This is a genomic window from Stenotrophomonas sp. SXG-1 (genome assembly GCF_014083965.1).
Lineage (GTDB): Bacteria > Pseudomonadota > Gammaproteobacteria > Xanthomonadales > Xanthomonadaceae > Stenotrophomonas > Stenotrophomonas geniculata.
Map to the genome: position 1 here is coordinate 2,725,591 of NZ_CP046588.1, position 19,940 is coordinate 2,745,530.

At 66.0% G+C, this 19,940-nt stretch carries 20 protein-coding genes, 4 tRNA genes and 1 pseudogene; 9 read left to right on the top strand and 16 right to left on the bottom strand.

The genetic code is table 11. The annotated features are described in order from the left end of the window. Positions 1 to 36: 36 nt before the first annotated feature. The 3 genes from GOC52_RS12485 (at position 37) to GOC52_RS12495 (ending at position 357) form a co-directional block, all read left to right on the top strand. Positions 37 to 112: transfer RNA gene (locus GOC52_RS12485), tRNA-Glu, on the top strand. 46 nt (positions 113 to 158) lie between these two features. Further along, positions 159 to 234: transfer RNA gene (locus tag GOC52_RS12490), tRNA-Ala, on the top strand. A gap of 47 nt (positions 235 to 281) precedes the next feature. Next, positions 282 to 357: transfer RNA gene (locus GOC52_RS12495), tRNA-Glu, on the top strand. Positions 358 to 453: 96 nt separating this feature from the next. Here the strand turns inward: GOC52_RS12495 and GOC52_RS12500 are convergent. Continuing rightward, positions 454 to 870 carry a GNAT family N-acetyltransferase gene (locus GOC52_RS12500; RefSeq protein WP_043403080.1) on the bottom strand — a complete coding sequence of 139 codons (417 nt, stop codon included), beginning with the start codon at positions 868 to 870 and terminating at the stop codon, positions 454 to 456. Positions 871 to 947: 77 nt separating this feature from the next. Between GOC52_RS12500 and GOC52_RS12505 the strand changes: the two genes are divergently transcribed. Continuing rightward, positions 948 to 1,904 (top strand): SOS response-associated peptidase family protein, encoded by a 957-nt coding sequence (locus GOC52_RS12505; RefSeq protein WP_010484958.1) that lies wholly within the window; start codon positions 948 to 950, stop codon positions 1,902 to 1,904. A 45-nt stretch (positions 1,905 to 1,949) separates the two neighbouring features. Here the strand turns inward: GOC52_RS12505 and GOC52_RS12510 are convergent, their stop codons facing one another. Both GOC52_RS12510 and GOC52_RS12515 read right to left on the bottom strand, forming a co-directional pair. Then, positions 1,950 to 2,147, bottom strand: a complete 198-nt coding sequence (locus GOC52_RS12510) for a hypothetical protein (protein ID WP_010484956.1) — start codon at positions 2,145 to 2,147, stop codon at positions 1,950 to 1,952. A gap of 69 nt (positions 2,148 to 2,216) precedes the next feature. Then, positions 2,217 to 2,597, bottom strand: a complete 381-nt coding sequence (locus tag GOC52_RS12515; protein WP_010484954.1) for a response regulator — start codon at positions 2,595 to 2,597, stop codon at positions 2,217 to 2,219. Positions 2,598 to 2,729: 132 nt separating this feature from the next. On the opposite strand from GOC52_RS12515, the gene GOC52_RS12520 reads away from it, so the two are divergent. Further along, positions 2,730 to 2,815, top strand: a tRNA-Leu gene (locus tag GOC52_RS12520). An 89-nt stretch (positions 2,816 to 2,904) separates the two neighbouring features. Here GOC52_RS12520 and GOC52_RS12525 read toward each other — a convergent pair. Then, entirely contained in the window at positions 2,905 to 3,204 is a 300-nt protein-coding gene (locus GOC52_RS12525) for a hypothetical protein (protein ID WP_224328272.1), read from the bottom strand. A gap of 109 nt (positions 3,205 to 3,313) precedes the next feature. Here GOC52_RS12525 and GOC52_RS12530 point away from each other — a divergent pair, with 109 nt between their 5' ends. Beyond that, positions 3,314 to 3,772: a carboxymuconolactone decarboxylase family protein gene (locus GOC52_RS12530; RefSeq protein WP_019336516.1), complete on the top strand. Its 459-nt coding sequence runs from the start codon at positions 3,314 to 3,316 to the stop codon at positions 3,770 to 3,772. 98 nt (positions 3,773 to 3,870) lie between these two features. Beyond that, positions 3,871 to 4,392 (top strand): annotated as a pseudogene (locus GOC52_RS12535) (GGDEF domain-containing protein); the annotation flags it as partial. Here GOC52_RS12535 and GOC52_RS12540 read toward each other — a convergent pair. Further along, the gene (locus tag GOC52_RS12540; protein WP_049482641.1) at positions 4,389 to 6,215 is read right to left on the bottom strand and encodes a methyl-accepting chemotaxis protein; all 1,827 of its coding nucleotides are present in this window, start codon (positions 6,213 to 6,215) and stop codon (positions 4,389 to 4,391) included. The pseudogene GOC52_RS12535 and the gene GOC52_RS12540 overlap by 4 nt on opposite strands. A gap of 255 nt (positions 6,216 to 6,470) precedes the next feature. Then, the gene (locus tag GOC52_RS12545) at positions 6,471 to 7,016 is read right to left on the bottom strand and encodes a GNAT family N-acetyltransferase (protein WP_029550665.1); all 546 of its coding nucleotides are present in this window, start codon (positions 7,014 to 7,016) and stop codon (positions 6,471 to 6,473) included. 152 nt (positions 7,017 to 7,168) lie between these two features. Between GOC52_RS12545 and GOC52_RS12550 the strand changes: the two genes are divergently transcribed. Then, positions 7,169 to 8,257, top strand: coding sequence for a DUF5694 domain-containing protein (locus tag GOC52_RS12550; RefSeq protein ID WP_191849586.1), 1,089 nt, complete (start codon positions 7,169 to 7,171; stop codon positions 8,255 to 8,257). A 39-nt stretch (positions 8,258 to 8,296) separates the two neighbouring features. Here GOC52_RS12550 and GOC52_RS12555 read toward each other — a convergent pair whose 3' ends face one another. The 7 genes from GOC52_RS12555 to GOC52_RS12585 all read right to left on the bottom strand — a co-directional run bounded on the left by GOC52_RS12555 (position 8,297) and on the right by GOC52_RS12585 (position 15,645). Then, positions 8,297 to 8,527 (bottom strand): hypothetical protein, encoded by a 231-nt coding sequence (locus GOC52_RS12555; RefSeq protein ID WP_010484939.1) that lies wholly within the window; start codon positions 8,525 to 8,527, stop codon positions 8,297 to 8,299. Positions 8,528 to 8,589: 62 nt separating this feature from the next. Next, a complete protein-coding gene (locus GOC52_RS12560) occupies positions 8,590 to 10,779 on the bottom strand; it encodes a PAS domain S-box protein (RefSeq protein ID WP_019336521.1) in 2,190 nt (729 codons plus the stop codon). Between the two features lie 208 nt (positions 10,780 to 10,987). Next, on the bottom strand, positions 10,988 to 13,369 hold the full coding sequence (locus GOC52_RS12565) for a Tex family protein (protein ID WP_043403100.1): 2,382 nt from the start codon (positions 13,367 to 13,369) through the stop codon (positions 10,988 to 10,990). A 207-nt stretch (positions 13,370 to 13,576) separates the two neighbouring features. Next, positions 13,577 to 13,792 (bottom strand): hypothetical protein, encoded by a 216-nt coding sequence (locus GOC52_RS12570; protein WP_005410085.1) that lies wholly within the window; start codon positions 13,790 to 13,792, stop codon positions 13,577 to 13,579. 766 nt (positions 13,793 to 14,558) lie between these two features. Beyond that, complete coding sequence (locus GOC52_RS12575; RefSeq protein WP_010484931.1) at positions 14,559 to 15,011, bottom strand: hypothetical protein; 453 nt, start codon at positions 15,009 to 15,011, stop codon at positions 14,559 to 14,561. Next, positions 15,008 to 15,211 (bottom strand): PspC domain-containing protein, encoded by a 204-nt coding sequence (locus GOC52_RS12580; RefSeq protein ID WP_010484929.1) that lies wholly within the window; start codon positions 15,209 to 15,211, stop codon positions 15,008 to 15,010. Before GOC52_RS12580 ends, GOC52_RS12575 begins: the two co-directional genes overlap by 4 nt. A gap of 65 nt (positions 15,212 to 15,276) precedes the next feature. Beyond that, entirely contained in the window at positions 15,277 to 15,645 is a 369-nt protein-coding gene (locus GOC52_RS12585) for a YfeK family protein (protein ID WP_191849588.1), read from the bottom strand. Positions 15,646 to 15,896: 251 nt separating this feature from the next. Here GOC52_RS12585 and GOC52_RS12590 point away from each other — a divergent pair, with 251 nt between their 5' ends. Further along, a complete protein-coding gene (locus tag GOC52_RS12590) occupies positions 15,897 to 16,859 on the top strand; it encodes an IS110 family transposase (RefSeq protein ID WP_019338765.1) in 963 nt (320 codons plus the stop codon). 22 nt (positions 16,860 to 16,881) lie between these two features. Here GOC52_RS12590 and phaC read toward each other — a convergent pair whose 3' ends face one another. The 3 genes from phaC to GOC52_RS12605 are packed head-to-tail and all read right to left on the bottom strand — an operon-like array spanning position 16,882 to position 19,647. Next, positions 16,882 to 17,949, bottom strand: a complete 1,068-nt coding sequence (gene phaC, locus GOC52_RS12595) for a class III poly(R)-hydroxyalkanoic acid synthase subunit PhaC (RefSeq protein WP_043402892.1) — start codon at positions 17,947 to 17,949, stop codon at positions 16,882 to 16,884. After that, a complete protein-coding gene (gene phaE / locus GOC52_RS12600; protein WP_043402895.1) occupies positions 17,946 to 19,010 on the bottom strand; it encodes a class III poly(R)-hydroxyalkanoic acid synthase subunit PhaE in 1,065 nt (354 codons plus the stop codon). The genes phaC and phaE overlap by 4 nt, the downstream gene beginning before the upstream one ends. Before the next feature lie 22 nt (positions 19,011 to 19,032). Continuing rightward, positions 19,033 to 19,647 carry a CDP-alcohol phosphatidyltransferase family protein gene (locus GOC52_RS12605; protein WP_043402897.1) on the bottom strand — a complete coding sequence of 205 codons (615 nt, stop codon included), beginning with the start codon at positions 19,645 to 19,647 and terminating at the stop codon, positions 19,033 to 19,035. Positions 19,648 to 19,940 lie beyond the last annotated feature (293 nt).

The following is a 19,940-nucleotide window of genomic DNA, read 5'->3' on the forward strand; positions in this document are numbered from 1 at the left end:
GCCGTCGAAGGTTCTACAACTTGAAGTTTTTCGTGCGTCCCCATCGTCTAGAGGCCTAGGACATCACCCTTTCACGGTGGCGACCGGGGTTCGAATCCCCGTGGGGACGCCAGTTTCAAAACGGACTCTGCTCCCGGCAGATCATCCGGAGTTTCATTGGGGCCATAGCTCAGCTGGGAGAGCGCCTGCATGGCATGCAGGAGGTCAGCGGTTCGATCCCGCTTGGCTCCACCACTTCGACATTAGGCCGTCGAAGGATCTACAACTTGAAGTTTTCGTGCGTCCCCATCGTCTAGAGGCCTAGGACATCACCCTTTCACGGTGGCGACCGGGGTTCGAATCCCCGTGGGGACGCCAATTCTTTAAAACCCCGGCTTCGGCCGGGGTTTTTCTTTGCCTGTGATTCCTGGGAAGGCCCGAGCCGCGCATGGCTGGCCTCAGCCTGGACACACCTCAGAACCGGCGATACATCCCGATCGATGCAGGTGCGGTAGGTGCGAAACCAAACTGCGCGTACAGCCGGTGCGCTTCACCATCTGCCAGAAGGCTGACGTATGCCGACGGCGGCAGGTTTGCCTGCATCCAGCCATCCAGGCGACGCATCACTTCCTTGCCCAGGCCCTGCCCCTGCAGGCGCGGCAACACGGCGATATCGCAGACCTGCAGGTGGCAGCCCCCATCGCCGACGATGCGCCCCATCGCCACCAGCTCGTTGCCCTGGTAGGCGCACACGCCATACAGGGTATTGGGCAGCGCGCGTGCCGCCGCCTCCTGGCTCTTGGCACTGAGGCCCGCCAGCACACGCAGCTGGCAATAGTCCTCGACCGTGGGCACGGCGTCGCGGAACTGGCAGGCGACGGAATCATTCATGCGCTTTCTCCCTGTAGGTCGGGCTATCCTGCCTCATCCATGTCGCAACTGCTGCGACCCGCGCCTGCAGAGTTCCCATGTGCTATTCCGCCCTGATCCGCGCCGACTACGCCAAGCTGGTGCGCGAGTTTGGCGCCATCCTGTCGCTGGAAGAATTCGCGGAGCTGTACGCGCACGATCCCGGCAAGAAGCGCCCCAGAACTCCCAAGGCCATGGATGACGGCTTCGCCGGTGCGCGCACCGAGCAGGGCCGCGACATCGTCGCGAAAATCCAGCAATGGCATGCGCAGGAGCGCCAGGATCTGGAAGCGGAGCTGGCCCGCCAGCGCGAGCGACGCGATATCGCCAACGCCACGCTGGCGACCCGCCCCACCCAGAAGGCACGCAACGACCTGCGCGTAGCCGGCAACCGCATCGATCGTGCGCAGGCCCGGCTGGAAGACCTGCACCGGGTGCAGCTGCTGCCGCGCGACAACCGCATTTTCCCTGGCACCTACGCACCGGTCATGGTCAGCGAGGGCGGCAAACGCGTGATCAAGCCGATGCGCTACCAGTGCCGGCTGCCGGACAAGCCGGTGCGCAACGACATCCTCTATCCCGGCACCTACAACGCGAGGCGCGACAGCCTGGAAGGCTATTGGCGCGGTGCGTTCGGCCTGCGCCACGGCGTGGTGGTGGTGCAGGCGTTCTATGAGCACGTACCGCGTCACGCCATCGCCGGCCGCACGCTGGGTGCCGATGAGAAGGAGCAGGACGTGGTGCTGGAGTTCCGGCCTGATCCCCCGCGCGATCTGCTGCTGGCCTGCCTGTGGGCGGAATGGGAAGGACCGGAAGGTCGCCTGCTGTCATTTGCCACCATCACCGACACGCCTCCGCACGACGTCGCCGCTGCGGGCCACGACCGCGGCGTCGTTCCCATCCGCAGGGAACACCTCGATGCCTGGCTCAATCCCGATCCGGATGATCTGGCGCGGCAGTACCGCATCCTCGACGACCGCGAAGAGATCCGCTACGTGTACGAAGAAGCCGGCTGAATACCGCGCACAGATGAAAAACCCCGCCTGGGCGGGGTTCATGGATCAGGGATTGCCGCCGCACATCGCCTCTTCGCAGAAGGCCTGTTCCTGCAGGCATTGTTCGACCTCACCACCCCGCGCGATGCAGCTCTTGTAGAGCTGGAAACAGGGCTGGCCGCACCACGCGGCAGAGGCCGTACCACCGAAGACCGCCATCGAAAGGACACCCGCAGCAACCATGCGCTTGATCCACTTCTTCATGCCACTCTCCTTGTAGGCCTGAGCATTCAGGCCCGGGCAGGATACGCCCACCGCTTCAGCATGCGCCAATCAGGCCCTGGCGCTGGCGCGGCCCACTGCGCGTACCAGTGCCTGGCTCAGGTCTGCCGAGAGATACGGCTTGACCAGCAGCACGCCGGCCAGCATCGGCTCGGGCAGCTGCTCGGCCAGCATGCCTGTGGCCAGCACGAACGGCACGCCACGCGCCGACAGCGCCGCGGCCACCGGCTCGCTGGTTTCATTGCGGGCCAGGCGGTAATCAAGCAGGGCAACGTCCGGGGTCGACGCCTCCAGCAGGCGCAGTGCCTCAGCGACGCTCGCGGCCAGACCCACCACCGTCGCACCGGCGTGCACCAGCTGCATCTGCAGCAGTGCGGCACTCATCTCGTCGTTCTCGACCACCAGCACCCTCAGGTCCTGCAACACTGTCATCGGCTACCACTCCTGGAGGCATTCAAGCCGCCGCAGTATAGCCACCACTGGGCCGAAGCCGACAGGACGCGCCCTGATCGGCCTCCCCACTATGAAAGCCGTGCCGACCTCGTTTACAATCGCACGCTGCCTGCCGGTGTGGCGGAATGGTATACGCAGCTGACTCAAAATCAGCCGGGGGTGACCCCATGAAGGTTCGAGTCCTTTCACCGGCACCAAAGACCCTTGCGGCATAAGGGTTTAAAAGAAAATGGCGTAATGGAGTCGTGAATCTTCCGGCTCCGCCTTTTTTCTTCATTCTCTCTCGCTACACACCGCCGCGCATCTGCTGCAGCCCCGCCCTCAACCGCGCCTTGCTGCGGATGTCCCTCGCTCGGGGTTTCGTCTCCGCCGGCGGCTTGCGCGGCTCCAGCGCTGCCTTGATCCGCTCGATCTCCTTCGCCCCAGCCTCAGCCAGGCGCCGGGCCTGTTGCTGCTGCTCGCGGGTCGGGGGTAGGCCCGGCAGAGGCGTGGCCGGCGCGATGAGCGTGCTGTCGGTCAGGGGGTCCACGGCCTCGCGCGGCGGCAGGCCCGGGTAGAGCCCCACCGCACACCAGTGCTCAGCCAAGCGCCTATTCTGGCGCACGCTATCAGCTGTCACGAACCGTCCCTGCTCGGCGTCCCTACCTTTGAGTGGACCGACTCCGGCCCACACTTAGAGGAAAAGGACGTTAGAAATGAACCGAGCGAACTGGTTTGTGGTCTCTCCCGAGGGTGCCAAAGCGGTTGGACAGCTCCATCACTTTGTGACCACCGGCACATCGTTGCCCTCAAAATTGATCCACCTGGTGTTCTTGCGCGTTTCTCAACTGAATGGATGCGCGCACTGCATAGACATCCACACACGCGATCTACTCAAGGAAGGCATGCCCTTCGACACAATCACCCTTCTGCCTGTTTGGCACGAAGCCTCGTACCTGTTCTCGGAGCAAGAGCGCGCCGCGTTGGCATGGTCTGAGGAAGTGACGCTTGTCAGCGAGACCCACGCATCTGACGAGGCGTATCAGGCCGTGGCCGCAGCCTTCAGCGAGAAGGACCTTGTCGATCTTACGCTCACCATCGCGGCAATGAACGCGATCAATCGGCTAGGCGTGAGCTTTAGGCTCAAGCCCCGTGCCAAGCCCGCTACCGAGTAACGACACCGGCGAGCGCTGGGCATTGGCCCAGCGCCGCGTCAGCGCCGCTTTGATCCGACTTTTGCCTCCCTCAACCGAGCCTTAGCGGGATCCGTCAGTCTGGGCTTGGTCTCCGCCGGCCGCCGGATCGGCTCCAGTGCCGCCATCACCCGGGCGAACGCGGCAGCAGCCGCCTCGTCCAGGGACTCGGGCTGGCGGTACTGATGATCGACATCGACCACTTCAAACGGCTCAATGACACCTACGGCCACCCGGAAGGCGATCGTCGCCTGCAGTCGGTGGCTGCCATCCTTGATGGCTGCCTGCAACGGGGTGACGATCTGCTGGCCCGCTATGGCGGCGAAGAGTTCATCGCCGCCCTGCCCTCGCCCGATGCCGCCCACGCCCTGGGCCTGGGCGAACGGCTGCGCGCTTCGGTCGAAGCCGCAGCCCTGCCCGCCCCTGAAGCCACCGTCACCATCAGCATCGGCGTGGCCTGGCAGGCACCGGGCGAAGACCGCGATCCGCGCGACCTGGTCGAACGCGCCGACCAGGCCCTGTATCGCGCCAAGCATGCCGGCCGCAACTGCGTACGCGGCGACACCGGCACCACGGAAGACTGGTCCGGGCGCCGCGTCTAGACCGCGTGCAGCGCCGCCGCTCCATGCCGATGCCCGGCCCCGCCCTGCACGCGGAAGCTGGCCACGGTCTGCAGCAGCTGCGCCGACTGTTCTTCCATGCTGCGCGCCGCCGCCGACGCCTCCTCGACCAGGGCCGCGTTCTGCTGGGTGCCCTGATCGATCAGGTCGACCGCATGATTCATCTGCTGGATGTCGTCGCTCTGCTGCTGCGAGGCAGTGCTGATTTCGGTCATCAGGTCACTGACCCGGCGCACGTTGATCACGATTTCATCCATGGTGCGGCCCGCGCTCTCAACCTGCGCCGTGCCGGCGCCCACATTAGCAACCGACTCATCGATCAGGTGCTTGATCTCCTTGGCTGCGCTGGCCGAACGCTGCGACAGCTCGCGGATCTCGGTTGCAACCACGGCGAAGCCACGGCCATGTTCACCGGCACGCGCAGCCTCCACCGCTGCGTTCAGCGCGAGAATGTTGGTCTGGAAGGCGATGCCGTCGATCACCCCGATGATGTCGACGATGCGCCGCGACGAGGCATTGATCACCGCCATCGTCTCGACCACCTCATGCACCACATTGCCGCCTCGCGCGGCGACGTCGGCCGCTCCACCGGCCAGCTGGCTGGCCTGGCGCGCGTTGGTGGCCGTGCGCTGCACGGTCTCGGCCAGTCCCTTCATCGACACGGCGGTTTCCTCCAGCGAGGCCGCCTGCTGCTCGGTGCGCTGCGAGAGGTCGCTGTTGCCCTGTGCGATTTCAGTCGCGCCGACTGCGATGGTGTCCGCAGCGAACTTGATCTGGCCGATGATGGCCGCCATCGCCTCGACCAGCGAATTCACGCCTTCGCACAGTTCGGCGATCGGTCCGTTCTTGTCGGTGGTGGCCACGCGCTGGGTCAGGTCGCCCTGCTTGGCGGCAGCCACCACCTCGCGGGTCTGCGCCACGGCGCGCTGCATGGCCTGGTTCTCATGCACCTGCACGGTGATGTCGGTAGCGTACTTGACGACCTTGAACGGCTTGCCGTTGAGGTCCAGGATCGGGTTGTAGGATGCCTGGATCCAGACCTCGCGCCCGCCCTTGCCCAGGCGCCGATACTGCCCGGCGTCATACTCGCCACGCCCGAGTTTCTCCCAGAACTGGCGATATTCGACGCTGCTGCGATGCTCGGGCTCGACAAACAACGAATGGTGCTGCCCGCGCACCTCGTCCAGGCTGTAGCCGGTGGCGGCCAGGAAATTGTCATTGGCCGACAGGATGCGGCCATCCATGCTGAACTCGATCACCGCCTGCGACTTGGCGATCGCGGCCAGTTGCCCCGCCGAGTCGGCCGCCTGCAGCTTCTGCGCGGTGATGTCGGTCGCGAACTTGACCACCTTGTACGGCCGCCCCTGGCGGTCCAGCACCGGGTTGTACGAGGCCTGGATCCAGATCTCGCGCTGGCCCTTGCCGAAGCGGCGGTACTGTCCGGCGTCATATTCGCCGCGCCCCAAGCGCGCCCAGAAGTCGCGGTATTCAGCGCTGCGCGCCTGCTCGGGGTCGACGAACAGGGAATGATGCCCGCCCTGGATCTCCTCCAGCCGATAGCCCATCGCCTGCAGGAAATTGTCATTGGCCTGCAGGATGGTGCCGTCGAGCGCGAACTCGATGACGGCCTGCACGCGATGCAGCGCGGCCACCTGCGCTTCCAGCTCGGTGCGGTCGGTCACCGCCTTCTCTGTGCGGGTGCGTTGCTGTGGCGCCAGTACGCCAAGCAGCGCACGCCACGGCGACCAACGGGTATGCAGCTCGGCCGGCGCCTGCGCGCCCGCCGTGAAGCCTGGAATGAGCATTGTCTGATCCTCGGTGTCCGGTAAGCGGTTGTGACCCGACGGGCGGGATGCCCGGCGGCAACATCAGTTGCCAGGGACTACAGGTGCCAACCGGCACCTCTCGAGCGACTGCCAAGAGCGTCTGCTGCGGGTGCGATCGGCATCTGGAAGCGGCGGAACACACTGCGCGGACCGCCCATCGGGGGCAGCCCCGGGTCCTGCGGCGAGTGACTGGAGCGGGATCCAGAGGGAGTATCGGCGATGCCGTCGGCCGCTTTAGCGGGATTCCGCGACGTCCGTCGCAACTCCATGCATTGCAGCCGGAATGCGGTAGACGATTGCTGTGTACTTCACGCCCTGCTCACGTGCCACCGCCTGCCCACCGAGGGACTCAGCCAGTGAACGGCTGGACCGGTTCCGTTCCGCCACCGGGTAGCGGAACGCCGCACAGCGCAGGCGCTCGGAGGCCGCCGACCACACCGCCGCCACTGCTTCGCGGCCATAGCCGTGCCCATGCATCACTTCTGCGATCCAGATGCCCAGCTCGGGTTCTGCTTCCCCGGCTCGATGCAGGCCTGCCAGGCCAAGGAATACATCATCCTCGCGCCTGCGGATCACGAACGTGATGTCGGTCCCGTCGGCAATGGTGGGTAGCCACGTCTGCCAGACCGCAGCAAACGCCGCCTCCGACGGAGGCGGCTCGAAGGCCATGTAGCGGGTCAGCCCGGGTGTGATTCCCGCAAATGCCTCGTCGGCGTCACCGGGCGTGAATGGCCGGAGGTGCAGCCGCGGACTGTCGATGGTCCAGTCGTCGGATGTCATGTTCTGCATTGCCTGAGCGCTGAGTACAGCATCGCTCAGCAGAAGGATGCAGCTCAAGGCAGAAAGGTTTACATGACCAATGCGGGATTCCCCAGCCGGAGAAAATGACCAGCATGAAGGTCCCGCAGGACGCTTATCGACATGGAGATCGCATGTTCCCTCGCTTTGCCAGCCTTCTCTTCCTGGCCGTGTGCAGCAGCAGCGCGCTGGCCAACGACACCGCCTATCGACCGGCGTTCCACCCGGACCAGCTGAAGGGACCGCCCGCAGGACGCCCGAACGAAGTACTGGTACTGGGCAGCCCGCACCTGTCCAGCCTGCCGAAGACCTTCACGCCGGCGATGCTGGAACCTCTGCTGCAGCGCCTGGAAGCCTGGCGGCCCACCGCGATCGCAGTGGAGAACCTGTCCGGCCTGCAGTGTGACTTCATGCGCCGCAATCCAGCCCGATACGCGGAGAGCGTAGCGGACTACTGCGTCGATCCGGCCCCGGCGCAGGCCGCTACCGGCCTGGACGTGCCCAGTGCCAACGTGGAGATGGAACGCCTGCTTGCGGAATGGCCGAAGGCGCCAACCGCTGCCCAGCGACGCCGATTGGCCGCAGTCTTCCTGGCCGCGGGCGAAAGCAGCTCGGCAGTCGTCCAATGGCTGCGGCTACCCAGGGAAGAGCGACGTGCTTCGGACAGTCTGACGCCGGAGCTGGTGCGGTTCCTCGACACGCGCATGACCCGCCGCAACGAGGCCGGCCTGGTGGCCGGCGTCCTTGCCGCACGCCTGGGACTGGAGCGCCTGTGGTCGGTCGACGACCACACTGCGGATTCGCCAACACCGGAATCGCAGCAGAAGGCCTACGCTGCCGCCATACGCGGTGCCTGGGACAATTCCTTCGTCAAAGCGCGCAGGGCGGCCGATGAACGGCTCGAAGCCAATCTTGACCAAGCGGATGGGTTGCTCGCGATGTATCGCGCCTACAACGCACCCGAGGCCGTGATGGCGGCCTTCAACAGCGATTTCGGCGCGACGCTCGTCGAACCCTCGCCGGAAGGCTTCGGCCGCAACTACGTGGGCTACTGGGAAACCCGCAACCTGCGCATGGTCGCCAACATGCGCGACATACTGGGCCAGCATCCAGGCACCCGCATGCTGACCATCGTCGGTGCCTCGCACAAGGGCTACTACGAGGCTTACCTCAACCTGATGCACGACGTGCAGCTGGTCAGTTCGGATGAAGTTCTGCGCTGACGCAACATGACATGGGGGATGCGGTGACCATCCACCGCATCACTCCACCGCGTTCCTGCCCGCCCGCCAGAGCACGATGCAGGCGGCACCGATGCAGGACAGCGTGAATACCAGCAGGGCGACCGCGCCGCCCTGCAGCACCGGCAGCAGGGCCTGCGCGTGCAGGTCGCCGCGCAGCTGTTCCGCACGCAGGCAGGCGGCCAGGGCCAGGCACCAACCGACCAGGGCCGGGGCGAAGGCACGCACCGTCACCGGGTTGCAGACATTCATGGGATCACCTGTACGAGGGGAAGTGCACGGAGTATTCGCGCACGCCCTCTCACAGGCTGAGATCAGCCCTCGATCGGGTCGATGTCGTCGCTCGGCAGCTCACTGGCCTCGCCCTGCACCTGTACGTTGTTGCGACCCATTGCCTTGGCCCGGTAGCACTGGGCATCAGCCGCCGCTACAGCCTGGTCCACGCTCATCCCGCCCGCCAATGGCGCGATACCGATGCTGGCGCCCACATGCAGGCGATCCCGGTCCCACGGAATCGACAGCGATGCCAGGGTGTGCAGCAGTTCACCGCCGATGCGCGCTGCACGACGCGGTGTGCAGCCGGACAGGATCACCGCGAATTCGTCGCCGCCCAGCCGCGCCACCACGTCCGAATCGCGCACGCCGTGGCGCAGCACGCTGGCCACCGCCCACAGCACGGCATCGCCGGCCAGATGGCCCCAAGTATCGTTGACCGGCTTGAAGCGGTCCAGGTCGATGTACATCAACGAGGCGGCCTGGCCGGTACGCTCGACGCGGGTGATCGCCTGCTGCAGATGCACCTCGAAGCCGCGGCGGTTGCTCAGCTCGGTCAGCGGATCGATCTCGGCCAGATGGCGCGCCTCGCGCTGGCGCGCGCGCTGCTGGGTGTCGTCGCGCAGCACCCACACTGCGCCCCGTACATGACCTTCATCATCACGCAGCCAGGCACGGGTCAGGTCAACCGGAATCGTGGCTGTGCCCAGGCGCAGCAACAGGTCAGCGTGCAGGTCCACTGCGTTGCTTTCCGGGTCCAGCAGCACGGAGACATCCAGCACTGAACCGGGTGCATACTCAGTGGTCAGTGCCAGCACATCCTGCACCTTGTGCCCGGCCAGCGACAGCGCGCCATCACCGGCCAGGGTGCGCACCGCGGCGGCATTGGCGTAGTCGATGCGACCATCCAGGCTGACACTGAGCACCAGGTCGGCCACCGCATCAAGCGTGATACGGCTGCGCTGCTCGCTCTCGAACAGGCGCTGCTCGCTGCTGCGCTGGGCGCTGATGTCCTGGATCTGCGACACGAAATGCAGCGGCTCGCCGTGCTCGGTGCGCACCAGCGACACCGACAGCCGTGCCCAGATCACCTTGCCGTCGCGATCGAGATAACGTTTTTCCAGGTGGTAGTGGCTCCGCCGCCCGGCCAGCAGGTCCTGCACCAGGGCCAGGTCGGTCTGCAGGTCATCGGGATGGGTCAGGCGCTGGAAATCAACCTGCAGCAGTTCTTCGCGGGGGTAGCCCAGGATCCGGCACAGTGCGTCATTGACGTCCAGCCAGCGCCCTTCCAGCGACACCAGCGCCATGCCCAGCGCCGCCGACGTGAACGCACCGGCGAATTTCTCTGCCGACAGGCGTGCTTCGGCACGCGCCTGCAGGATCTCGGTAATGTCGATGGACATGCCGACATAACCGATCCGCGCGCCGCCGGCACCATCCATGCGGCTGATCGACAGGCGCACCTGGCGTGGCTGGCCATCCTTGCGCCGCAGTGTCCACTGCCGTGAATAGGTCTGCTCATCGGCGCGAGCGCTGAGTGCTTCAAACGCGCCCGGCAGGCTTCCGTCCGCAGCCGCCAGCGGACGCAGCCAGGCCGCCAGCTCGTCCGGATCGTGGAAATCACCCAGTCGCCGCTGGCCGACCACTTCTTCGGCGCTGTATCCCAGCAGGCGTTCCGCGCCGGTATTGAACAAGGTGATGGTGCCTTCGGTATCGGTCGCGATCACCGCCACCTCGTCGGATGCGTCGACCACGGCCTGCAATCGCTGCCGGCTCTCGGCCGCATCCTGTCGCGCCTGCTGCAGCTCGGTCACGTCGGCGTGTGCACCGGCCATCCACAGCGGTCGTCCCTGCCCGTCCCATTCGAACACGCGGCCACGGTCGTGGATCCATATCCACTGGCCATTCTTGTGCCGCATGCGCAGCAGGCAGACATAGTTGTCGCTGCGGCCTTCGAAATGGTCCTCCAGTGCCGCATCGGACAGGACGATGTCGTCGGGGTGGACCAGCTTCAGGAACGTCTTCTGGCACACCGGCTCCAGCTCTTCCAGGCGATAGCCGACGATCTCCGCCCAGCGCGCATTGACCCGCATTTCCCCGGTCTGCACGTTCCATTCCCAGGTGCCGGCTGCGGTGCCGTCGATGATCATCGCCAGGCGACGGCGCTCCTCGGCCAGCTCCTGCAGGCGCCGTTCGAGCAGCCCGTTGCCGTTGCTTCCCTGGCCCGCCATCAACCCGCCCCGCGGCCCGCACAGGCGGGCAGTGGCCGCAGCACAACGCTGCAGCCCTCAACGAAGACAACGGGTCCTGCTGGCGTCATGGCCCTCCCCAGCGACAGCGGGGTGGCCGAACGCCTCCCCTCAAGCGCAAGTGTGCGCAATCACGGGGAAAACCGACAAGTCCCTCACCACGAATCAAGCGTGACGGGGGACACGGTCCTCAACTGCGCTTGGCGCGGGCGAAGGCCTCGGCCAGGGCATTGTTGGCCGGGGGCGCGGACACGGCGGGACGGCCACCATTGCCCTGGCCCCGGTTCGGCCCGCGGTTCGGGCCGCCTGCGTCGCGGCGCGGCCCCTGCCCGCGCTCATCGCGCTGGCCCGAGCGGCTGGTGGCCTGCCCGGGGGTGTCGTCCAAGCGCCGGGTCAGGGCGATGCGCTTGCGGGCCACGTCCACCTCCAGCACCTTCACCTTGACGATATCGCCGGCCTTGACCACGTCGCGCGGATCCTTCACGAACGTATCGGAGAGCGCCGAAATGTGGATCAGGCCGTCCTGGTGCACGCCGATATCGACGAAGGCACCAAAGGCCGCCACGTTGCTCACCACGCCTTCCAGCACCATGCCCTCGCGCAGGTCCTTGATGTCCTCGACACCCTCGGCGAAGCGCGCCGCCTTGAACTCCGGACGCGGATCGCGGCCCGGCTTTTCCAGTTCCTTCAGGATGTCGCGCACGGTCGGCACGCCGAAGGTGTCGTCGGTGAACTGTTCTGCTTTCAGGCCACGCAGGAAGCTGCCATCACCGATCAGCGCCTTGATCGGGCGCGCGGTGCTGGCAACGATGCGCTCGACCACCGGATAGGCCTCCGGGTGCACCGCCGAGGCGTCCAACGGCTGATCACCGTCGGCGATGCGCAGGAAGCCGGCGCACTGCTCGAAGGTCTTCTCGCCCAAGCGCGCAACCTTCAGCAGGTCTTTGCGACGCTTGAACGGGCCGTTGTCGTCACGATGGCGCACGATGTTCTCGGCCACCGTGGCCGACAGGCCGGACACCCGCGACAGCAGCGCGGCAGACGCGGTGTTCACGTACACGCCGACCGCGTTCACGCAGTCCTCCACGCGCGCGTCCAACGCCCGGGCCAGACGGTACTGATCCACGTCGTGCTGGTACTGGCCGACACCGATCGCCTTGGGTTCGATCTTGACCAGTTCGGCCAGCGGGTCCTGCAGGCGGCGGGCGATCGATACCGCGCCACGCAGCGACACATCCAGGCCCGGAAACTCCTTGGCCGCGAACTCGGAGGCCGAGTACACCGAGGCACCGGCCTCGCTCACCACCACCTTCTGCAGCTTCGGGTTGCCAGCGGCCTTGATCGCTTCACCGGCCAGCTTGTCGGTTTCGCGGCTGGCGGTGCCGTTGCCGATCGCGATCAGCTCCACGTTGTGCTTGGCGCACAGCTGCTTGATGGTCTGCAGCGACTGCTCCCACTGGCGGCGCGGCTCATGTGGGTAGATGGTATCGGTGGCGACCAGCTTGCCGGTGGCATCGACCACGGCAATCTTGCAGCCGGTCCGGATGCCCGGGTCCAGGCCGAGCACGGTCTTCGGGCCGGCCGGTGCCGCCAGCAGCAGGTCCTTCAGGTTGTCGCCGAACACCGCGATGGCTTCGGCCTCGGCCTTTTCGCGGGCCTGGTTGAACAGGTCCAGCAGCAGATGGGTATGCAGCTTGGCGCGCCAGGTCAGGCGGCAGGCGTCCAGCAGCCAGCGGTCGGCGGCACGGCCCTGGTCGGAAACGCCGGCCTTGCGCGCCACGCGCCCTTCGGCGTACTGGTGGCCAGCCTCGGCATCACTGCCCGGGTCCAGCTCCAGGAACAGGATCTCCTCGCGGCGCGCGCGGAACAGCGCCAGCAAGCGGTGCGAGGGAATCTTCGCCAGCGACTCGGCGTGTTCAAAATAATCGCGGTACTTGGCGCCTTCGGTTTCCTTGCCCTCGGCCACGTGGGCACGGATCACGCCGGATTCGCCGAGCCAGGTACGCAGTTCGCCGACCAGCGCAGCGTCTTCGCCCCAGCGCTCCATCAGGATCGCACGCGCGCCTTCCAGCGCAGCCTTGGTGTCGGCCACGCCCTTGTCGGTGTCGACGAAGGTGGCCGCGAACGTCTGCGGGTCCTGCGTCGGGTCGGCCAGCAGGCCATCGGCCAGCGGCTCCAGACCGGCCTCGCGGGCGATCTGGGCGCGGGTGCGGCGCTTGGGCTTGTACGGCAGGTACAGGTCTTCCAGGCGGCTCTTGGTGTCGGCGGCGAGGATGTCGTTGCGCAGTTCGTCGCTGAGCTTGCCCTGCTCGCCGATGCTGGCCAGCACCGCCGCGCGGCGGTCCTCCAGCTCGCGCAGGTAGGTCAGGCGCACTTCCAGGTTGCGCAGCTGGGTGTCGTCCAGGCCCCCGGTCACTTCCTTGCGGTAGCGCGCGATGAACGGAACGCTGGCGCCCTCGTCGAGCAGGCCGACTGCGGCGCGTACCTGGGCGGACTGGGCACCGATCTCATCGGCGATGGTCTGGGCGATCTGCTGGGCGAGCGCGCTCTGTGCGTTCTTGGCGTCGTGCATTGCTTCAGGTCTGTGCCGCGGTACGGGAAGACCCCATTCTGGCAACCCACGACGGAGCCGGACAAGGCATTGACAGGGGCCGAGGTTCAGCGGCGGGGCCGGATTGGACGCCGGCATCCTGGCAAGGAGAGGGCTCGGACTGGCCCTGGGCTGGGATGCCGGCGCGGGCGCGCGATGGTGGGCGCGCCCTGCCGCGTGTTGCGGAGGTCAGCGGTAGTGGCGGGCGGCGCGCTGCATGACGATCTCGTCACGCATGCCTTCCAGGGCCATCAGGCGGACCTTGCCGACACCCTGCAGTTCCATGAACCGCTCCGTGTAGAACTCCGGCCCCAGCGCGGTGTCGGCGCGGGATTTGCTGAAGCCGTAGGGCACCACGCCCTTCTCGCCATCCTTGCTACCACCGACATAAAGAACGATTGCCATGTGATGTATTCCTCCAAATTGCTACTGCGTACTGCACTCGATGAGCGATGCTGCGAGCTCATCGAGGGAGAGCTTACCGCGTCGAACCTGACTGGAACGTCACGAAGGCTAATGACGATCGGTTGCATGCAGATGACGGCGGGATCGCAGCAGAATGCTTACGGATCTTTAACTTCCGGCTAACGAATCGGTGGGGGATTCCAGCCAACGGCGCAGCCCCTCGTGGGTGGTTTGGTTGGTCGCGGAAAGCCGGTTTCCTGTGGGCTGGCCGGGAGGGTGGGTAGGCCGGGGACGCCGTGAACCCATCCATGGGGGCTTGGCCGCGGCATCCATGCCGCGGACACCCCGCCCTACCCACCCTCCCGGCCGCTGACAGATTCCTGGTGCCTGCCGCCACCCACGGAGAAGAAAAAAGAAGATCAAAAGCAAAGGCAGCCTGGCTGGCCGCTTTTTTGTTGTAGAGCCGAGCCTGCGCTCGGCTTCGCGAGCTGGCCTGAAAGCAGCCGAGCGTGGGCTCGGCTCTACACGAGCAAGCGCAGCGCGCGACCCGCTTTTGCCGTTCTTATTCTTCTCCGTGGCTGGACGCGCACGGAAACTGTCAGAGGTCGGGCGGGATGGGTTCGCGGGACCGTTGGCGCCATGGATGGCGCCATCGAGCCCCCATGGATGGGTTTACGGCGTGTCCCGCGAACCCATCCCGCCCGGCCCAATCGCATGAAACGTATTCCGCGACCACGCCACGAGGGGCTGCGCCGTTGGCTGGAACCTACGGCCACCAGCCGTGCCCGAACCGGGCAAAATGATCGGCCGCGCGCTCGAATGGATTCCGCGCACTCACCCCGCCACACAGCAGGTACACCGGCAGGTACAGCGGCCCCAGCACCATGTACTGGTAGACGTGCGCGCGTTCGTGGTCGTCCAGCCGGATCAGCGGCTCCACGCCCCACCCCGCCTGATGCGCATAGGTCCGGCACGAAATGCCCAGATCATGACCGGTATGCAGGATCACATTGCCCAGCGTGATCGCCCCACCCGGCCCCCACGGCCAGCGGTCGAACACCAACGCACAGTCACGGCCGCTCCAGCGCAATGTCGCGCCGCCGAGCATGCCGGCCAGGCCGCCGATCAGGCCGATCAGGGAATTGGGTGACGTCCACACCGCGCCCAGTACCTGCAGCGCGCGCAGCCAGATCGGCCAGGGCTCAGGGGCAGTCTTCAATCGGCCTCGTTCGGCATCAGCAGCCACAGGATCAGGTAGACCAGGATGCCAGGGAAGGCCGCCGAGCCGATCGAGACCAGCACGAACACGATCCGCACCAGCGTGGGGTTCCAGCCGAAGCGGTGGGCGATGCCGCCCATCACGCCGGCAATCATGCGGTCGTTCAACGAACGCGACAGCGTGCGCGGCGTGGTGTTCATGGCGGTTCTCCTGGGCTGCGGGAAAAAGCAGTCGAGCATGGCTCGACTCTACACCGCCCCCATGTCTACGGCGTGCGGTGGCGCAGGGCCTGCAGGCGTGCGCCGAACCAGGCGGCTGCGGTCTGTTCAGGCTGTCCCGGACACTGGATGCGGTAGGGCTTGCCACTCATGCTGCTCTGGCTGGCAGCGCGCTCGATGAACTGCTCGGCGCTGTCCACCATGTCCTTCTTCAGCAGGTAGTCGTACTTGCGCTGCAGGTGCGCGCGCGCATCACTGCCATCGTGCCAGCTGCCATTGCGCTGGAAGCGGCATTGGGAGCCGTCCAGGCTGGCGATCAGCTGGGCGATCTCCCGCCGTGCATCCGCACTGGGTGCGGTGTGGGCAAGCGGCGCTGCCAGCAGTGCCGCAAGAATCAACAGAATCCAGTACGTCATCATCCCCCCAGGTCAGTCGGGCATGGCTTGTATGTTCCTCCCGGCTCCTACGCTGTATGTAGGAGCCAGGGTGGAGGGACCGTCAAGCATGCATCTCCGGATACCAGCCGACAGACGAGTCGAGCGATCCCCATCCCGCACACGAACGTCGATAAAGGATCGTACGGCCCCCAAGGGGATCGTCGATGTAGGCAAGCTAACGTCGGTGCGGTACCACCCCAGCCCTTTAAAGATAGCTGGGAGCCGTACAAATGTCTGATTCTCTCGATATTGGCGTGGACGTGGACTCCAAGGAGTTCGTGCCGGCGGTGGCCGACCGCAAGGCCGGTGACAGGGTCGCCAACACCCGGGCCGGCATAGCCAAGTGGCTCAAAACCTTGCCCCAGCGATGCCGGATTGGCATGGAAGCGACGGGGCGGTACTACGAGTTGTTGGCTCGGATGGCTGGCCAGGCGGGCCACGTTGTCTATGTAATCGATCCACGGCTGATCAAGAACTACGCTCGGGCGACGGGCTCGCGCGGCAAGACAGATGCCATGGATGCCCAAGCGATCGCCCGCTATGTGAAGAAGGAGAGCGACCGCCTGCGTGAATACGTACCGCGTACCGACGAGCAGCAGCAGATGCATGATTTGCTGCGCAAGCGGCGAGCGCTGGTGGAGACGCGCGCGCGCCTGGAGCAATCCTTCGGGGTAAGCAAAAGTGACCCTGGGGAGCTATCAGATCTGTTCTGCGCTCTGGCTGGGACGCTGTCCGAGCTGGAAAGCGAACTGCAGCGCTTGGGCCGCGATGGAGAGCATGGCGCACTCTACAAGCGCCTGCTGACCATCCCGGGTATCGGCCCTGCCGTCGCGTCCCACCTGATTTACTACATGACGCGCTGGCCGTTGACCAACGCCAACGCGTGGATCGCCTGCACTGGCCTGGATCCTCGGCCCAACGAGTCTGGCGGTAGAACTGGACGGCGTCGGCTGTCCAAACAGGGCGCACCGATGCTGCGCCAGATGCTCTACATGGCCGCAATGGGGCTCAAGCGGTGTCGCCGGGGGCAACCGCTCTACGACGAGCTGTCAAAACGCGGTCACCCCAGCACCGCCGTCTTCAACATTCTGGCAAGGAAGCTGGCCAGGATCGCCTGGGGCGTGTTCAAAAGCGGCCGAGACTTCGATCCGGCCATGCTGAAGGTCGGTCAAGCCTGCTTCCAGCAGGCTTGACCACGAACATAGGATCTCGACTCTACAGGTCACGCGCCTTCAACCAGCCATCGATCGTGGCCGGCACTTCGCGCTGCGCACGGCCGGACACGTAGATGCCGATATGGCCACCGCGGAAACTGGACTCGGTGTAGTCGTCCGTGCCCAAGCGCCCACGCATCGCGCGCGAGGCGTCCGGCGGTACCAGATGGTCCTGCTCGGCGTAGATGTTCAGCACCGGCAGGGTCACCTGCGACAGATCCACCGCTTCCTCGCCGATCCGCACCGTGCCGTTCATCAATCCGTTGCCCTGGTAGAACTGCTTGATGAAGTCGCGGAACGCCTCGCCCGCCAGGTCCGGCGAGTCGAAGATCCACTTCTCCATGCGCAGGAAGTCCTCCAGCGCGGCCTTGTCATCGAGGATGTCGAGCAGGCCCACGTACTTCTGCACGTTCAAGCGGAACGGCTTGAGCATCAGGTAACTGGCATTCATCAGGTCGGCCGGGATGTTGCCCAGCGTGTCGACCAGCAGGTCCACGTCCACCTGCCGCGCCCAATGCGAGAGCATGTTGTCGTCCGTCTGGAAATCGACCGGGGTGACCATGGTGATCAGCTTGCCCAGCTTCTGCCGGCGCAACGCGGCGTAGCAGAGTGCGAACACGCCGCCCTGGCAGATACCCAGCAGGTCGACCGGGCCACCACTGCGCGCACGCAACGCATCGACGGCGCCATCGATGTAGCGCAGCAGGTAGTCCTCCAGGGTCTGGAAGCGCTCCGAGCGATCCGGGTAGCCCCAGTCCAGCACGTACACGTCCTGGCCCAGCGCCAGCAGCTTCTGCACCAGCGAACGGTCAGCCTGCAGGTCGACCATGTACGGCCGGTTGACCAGCGCGTAGACGATCAGCAGCGGCGTACGCCGGGTCGGTGGCTGTTCGCCGACGAAGCGGTACAGCACCACCTTGCCGTCGCGCCAGACTTCCTCACGCGCGGTCACGCCATAGTCCACGTCTTCCACCTGCGGCAGCAGCTTCAGCCCTTCCATCAGCTTGCGCTGCATGGCCAGGGTTTCCTGCATCAGGTCATCGGCGTTGAAGCCCAGCGGCCCCTTCATCGGTCACGCGTCCGAGTGGAAGTGCGAGGTGCGGCCTTTTTCGCTGCCGCCTTTTTCGCAGCCGCCTTCTTTGCCGGCGCGGCCTTCTTCGCGGCCTTGCGTACGACCGGCTTCACCTTCGCCGGCGCCGGCTGCGCCACTGGGTCCACCTCGGCAGTTCCAGCCAGCACCGCCACCTGTGCCTGCAGGCGACGCAGGCTGCGCTCCAGCTCGGCGATACGGCGGTGTGCGGCATCCATCTCGCTGCGGGTCGGCAGGCCGATGCGTTCACTCATCTGTTCCACCTCACGCTGCAGGCCGGCGCGCAGGCGCATCTGTGCGTTGCCCAGCGAGGCATATACCTGCTGGAACGGCTCGGACATGGCGACCTTGGCGTAGGCCTCTTCGGCCACTTCGATCCACAGGTCGAACATCGCGCGGGCGCTGGTCAGCTGGCTGCCCGGCTGTTCGTGCTCGGCCAGGCGCTGCTCGAACAACGCAAAGGCCTCGTCCAGTGCCCGCTTGATCAGGTCGACATAGGCGCGCGAATGCTGCTGGTATTCTTCCTGCGCACGCAGCAGGGCCTGCCAGCGCGCCTGGTGTTCGCGGCCCGGGCCGAATGCCGGGCTCTGCAGCCACGGGCCAGCCTGCAGCTGGAACTGCTGCAGCCATGCGGCGAATTCGGGCACGGCGGCGCCGGCGTGGGTGCTGCCACGGGCCCCCTGCAGCATCCACTGCAGCATGCCGTCGCCCTGCCCCTGCACCGCCTCGCGCCAAGCCTGTGCCACGTCCGCGCTGCTGGCGTCGCGGCCGGCGAAACGCGCGGCCACTTCCTGCATGGTGCCGTACCAGCTGCCCGCCTGTTCGCGGAACCGGCGCACGGCATCTTCCGGTGCGCCCTGCCCCTGTTCGGGCAACAGCTGGCCCCACCAGTCGAATAACCGCTGCCAGCTGCCGGGGTCGTCACCGGCCGGCGCACCGGGCGTGCTCGCATGGCGCAGGGCATCGCCCCAGGCGCCGAAGTACTGCCGCGCCAGGGCTTCGAAATCGCTGCTGCCGGCGTCATGGGCCGAGCTGGTCATCACAGGCCTCCGCAGGGCTGGCTCATGGCTTGGGAATGCGCAGGGTCTTGCTGATCATCAGCGACCCGGACAGGGCGAACAGCAGCACCATCGGGTGCAGCTGCCACGGACCGATCTGCCACTGGCCGAACCAGAGGTCCTGGCCGATGGCATCGGTACCGGCGGCGATCGCCAGCACGATCACCAGCACCAGGCTGGTCGGGATCGGAGTGCCCTCGAAAAACTTGACCTTGCCCTCGTCACCGGCCAGCGCCTCGGCGGTGACGTTGTAGCGCGCCAGGCGGCTGACGCCGCAGCAGACGAAGTAGCTCAGCACCAGCCAGTCCCAGCCGCCCTGCATGCCGCAGGCATAGGCCAGCGCCGCCGGCGCCACGCCGAAGGAGATCACGTCGGACAGCGAGTCCAGCTCGCGGCCCAGGGTAGAGCTGGACTTGCGCCAGCGCGCGATGCGCCCGTCGAGGGCATCGAAGATGAAAGCCAGCGGGATCAACGCCATGCCGAACAGCAGGTAGCCGCGCTCGCCGTCCTGCAGGAAGCGCATCGCGGCAAATACCGCACCGGTGCCGCAGAAAGCATTGGCCAAGGTGAACCAGTCGGCCAGCTGGAATTCGCGCAGCATCGAGAAGTGACGTTTCATGGGGTCTCACGGAGCATCAAGGCCCACAGGTTACCGCGAGCGCCGCCACTGGCGACAGCGCTGGCAGGACCCAGCCTTCACCGCTCCCTCACCCGCCCTCACCAGCGGTGAATTTTTCGCCACCCATCTTGACAGCCTAGGGGGGTGGCGCCTGTCGCGGCTTATCCACAAAGTTGCCCACGCGTAATCCACACCCCCTGTGGACAACCAGATCTCACCGACTGCGACGTTGGACATTTCCTCATCACCCTGCACCGGGGTTTCCCTACTTCCCAAGCCACAAGGTCGGCGCT

What these genes read in the sequence shown, in the direction of transcription:
- GOC52_RS12590 (WP_019338765.1), top strand. Translation starts at nt 15,897, where the DNA reads ATGTCTGATTCTCTCGATATTGGCGTGGACGTGGACTCCAAGGAGTTC.
- GOC52_RS12565 (WP_043403100.1), bottom strand. Translation starts at nt 13,369, where the DNA reads ATGCACGACGCCAAGAACGCACAGAGCGCGCTCGCCCAGCAGATCGCC.
- GOC52_RS12555 (WP_010484939.1), bottom strand. Translation starts at nt 8,527, where the DNA reads ATGAATGTCTGCAACCCGGTGACGGTGCGTGCCTTCGCCCCGGCCCTG.
- GOC52_RS12550 (WP_191849586.1), top strand. Translation starts at nt 7,169, where the DNA reads ATGTTCCCTCGCTTTGCCAGCCTTCTCTTCCTGGCCGTGTGCAGCAGC.
- GOC52_RS12500 (WP_043403080.1), bottom strand. Translation starts at nt 870, where the DNA reads ATGAATGATTCCGTCGCCTGCCAGTTCCGCGACGCCGTGCCCACGGTC.
- GOC52_RS12580 (WP_010484929.1), bottom strand. Translation starts at nt 15,211, where the DNA reads ATGAACACCACGCCGCGCACGCTGTCGCGTTCGTTGAACGACCGCATG.
- GOC52_RS12605 (WP_043402897.1), bottom strand. Translation starts at nt 19,647, where the DNA reads ATGAAACGTCACTTCTCGATGCTGCGCGAATTCCAGCTGGCCGACTGG.
- GOC52_RS12510 (WP_010484956.1), bottom strand. Translation starts at nt 2,147, where the DNA reads ATGAAGAAGTGGATCAAGCGCATGGTTGCTGCGGGTGTCCTTTCGATG.
- GOC52_RS12530 (WP_019336516.1), top strand. Translation starts at nt 3,314, where the DNA reads ATGAACCGAGCGAACTGGTTTGTGGTCTCTCCCGAGGGTGCCAAAGCG.
- phaC (WP_043402892.1), bottom strand. Translation starts at nt 17,949, where the DNA reads ATGAAGGGGCCGCTGGGCTTCAACGCCGATGACCTGATGCAGGAAACC.
- GOC52_RS12540 (WP_049482641.1), bottom strand. Translation starts at nt 6,215, where the DNA reads ATGCTCATTCCAGGCTTCACGGCGGGCGCGCAGGCGCCGGCCGAGCTG.
- GOC52_RS12585 (WP_191849588.1), bottom strand. Translation starts at nt 15,645, where the DNA reads ATGACGTACTGGATTCTGTTGATTCTTGCGGCACTGCTGGCAGCGCCG.
- GOC52_RS12570 (WP_005410085.1), bottom strand. Translation starts at nt 13,792, where the DNA reads ATGGCAATCGTTCTTTATGTCGGTGGTAGCAAGGATGGCGAGAAGGGC.
- GOC52_RS12545 (WP_029550665.1), bottom strand. Translation starts at nt 7,016, where the DNA reads ATGACATCCGACGACTGGACCATCGACAGTCCGCGGCTGCACCTCCGG.
- GOC52_RS12515 (WP_010484954.1), bottom strand. Translation starts at nt 2,597, where the DNA reads ATGACAGTGTTGCAGGACCTGAGGGTGCTGGTGGTCGAGAACGACGAG.
- phaE (WP_043402895.1), bottom strand. Translation starts at nt 19,010, where the DNA reads ATGACCAGCTCGGCCCATGACGCCGGCAGCAGCGATTTCGAAGCCCTG.
- GOC52_RS12505 (WP_010484958.1), top strand. Translation starts at nt 948, where the DNA reads ATGTGCTATTCCGCCCTGATCCGCGCCGACTACGCCAAGCTGGTGCGC.
- GOC52_RS12560 (WP_019336521.1), bottom strand. Translation starts at nt 10,779, where the DNA reads ATGGCGGGCCAGGGAAGCAACGGCAACGGGCTGCTCGAACGGCGCCTG.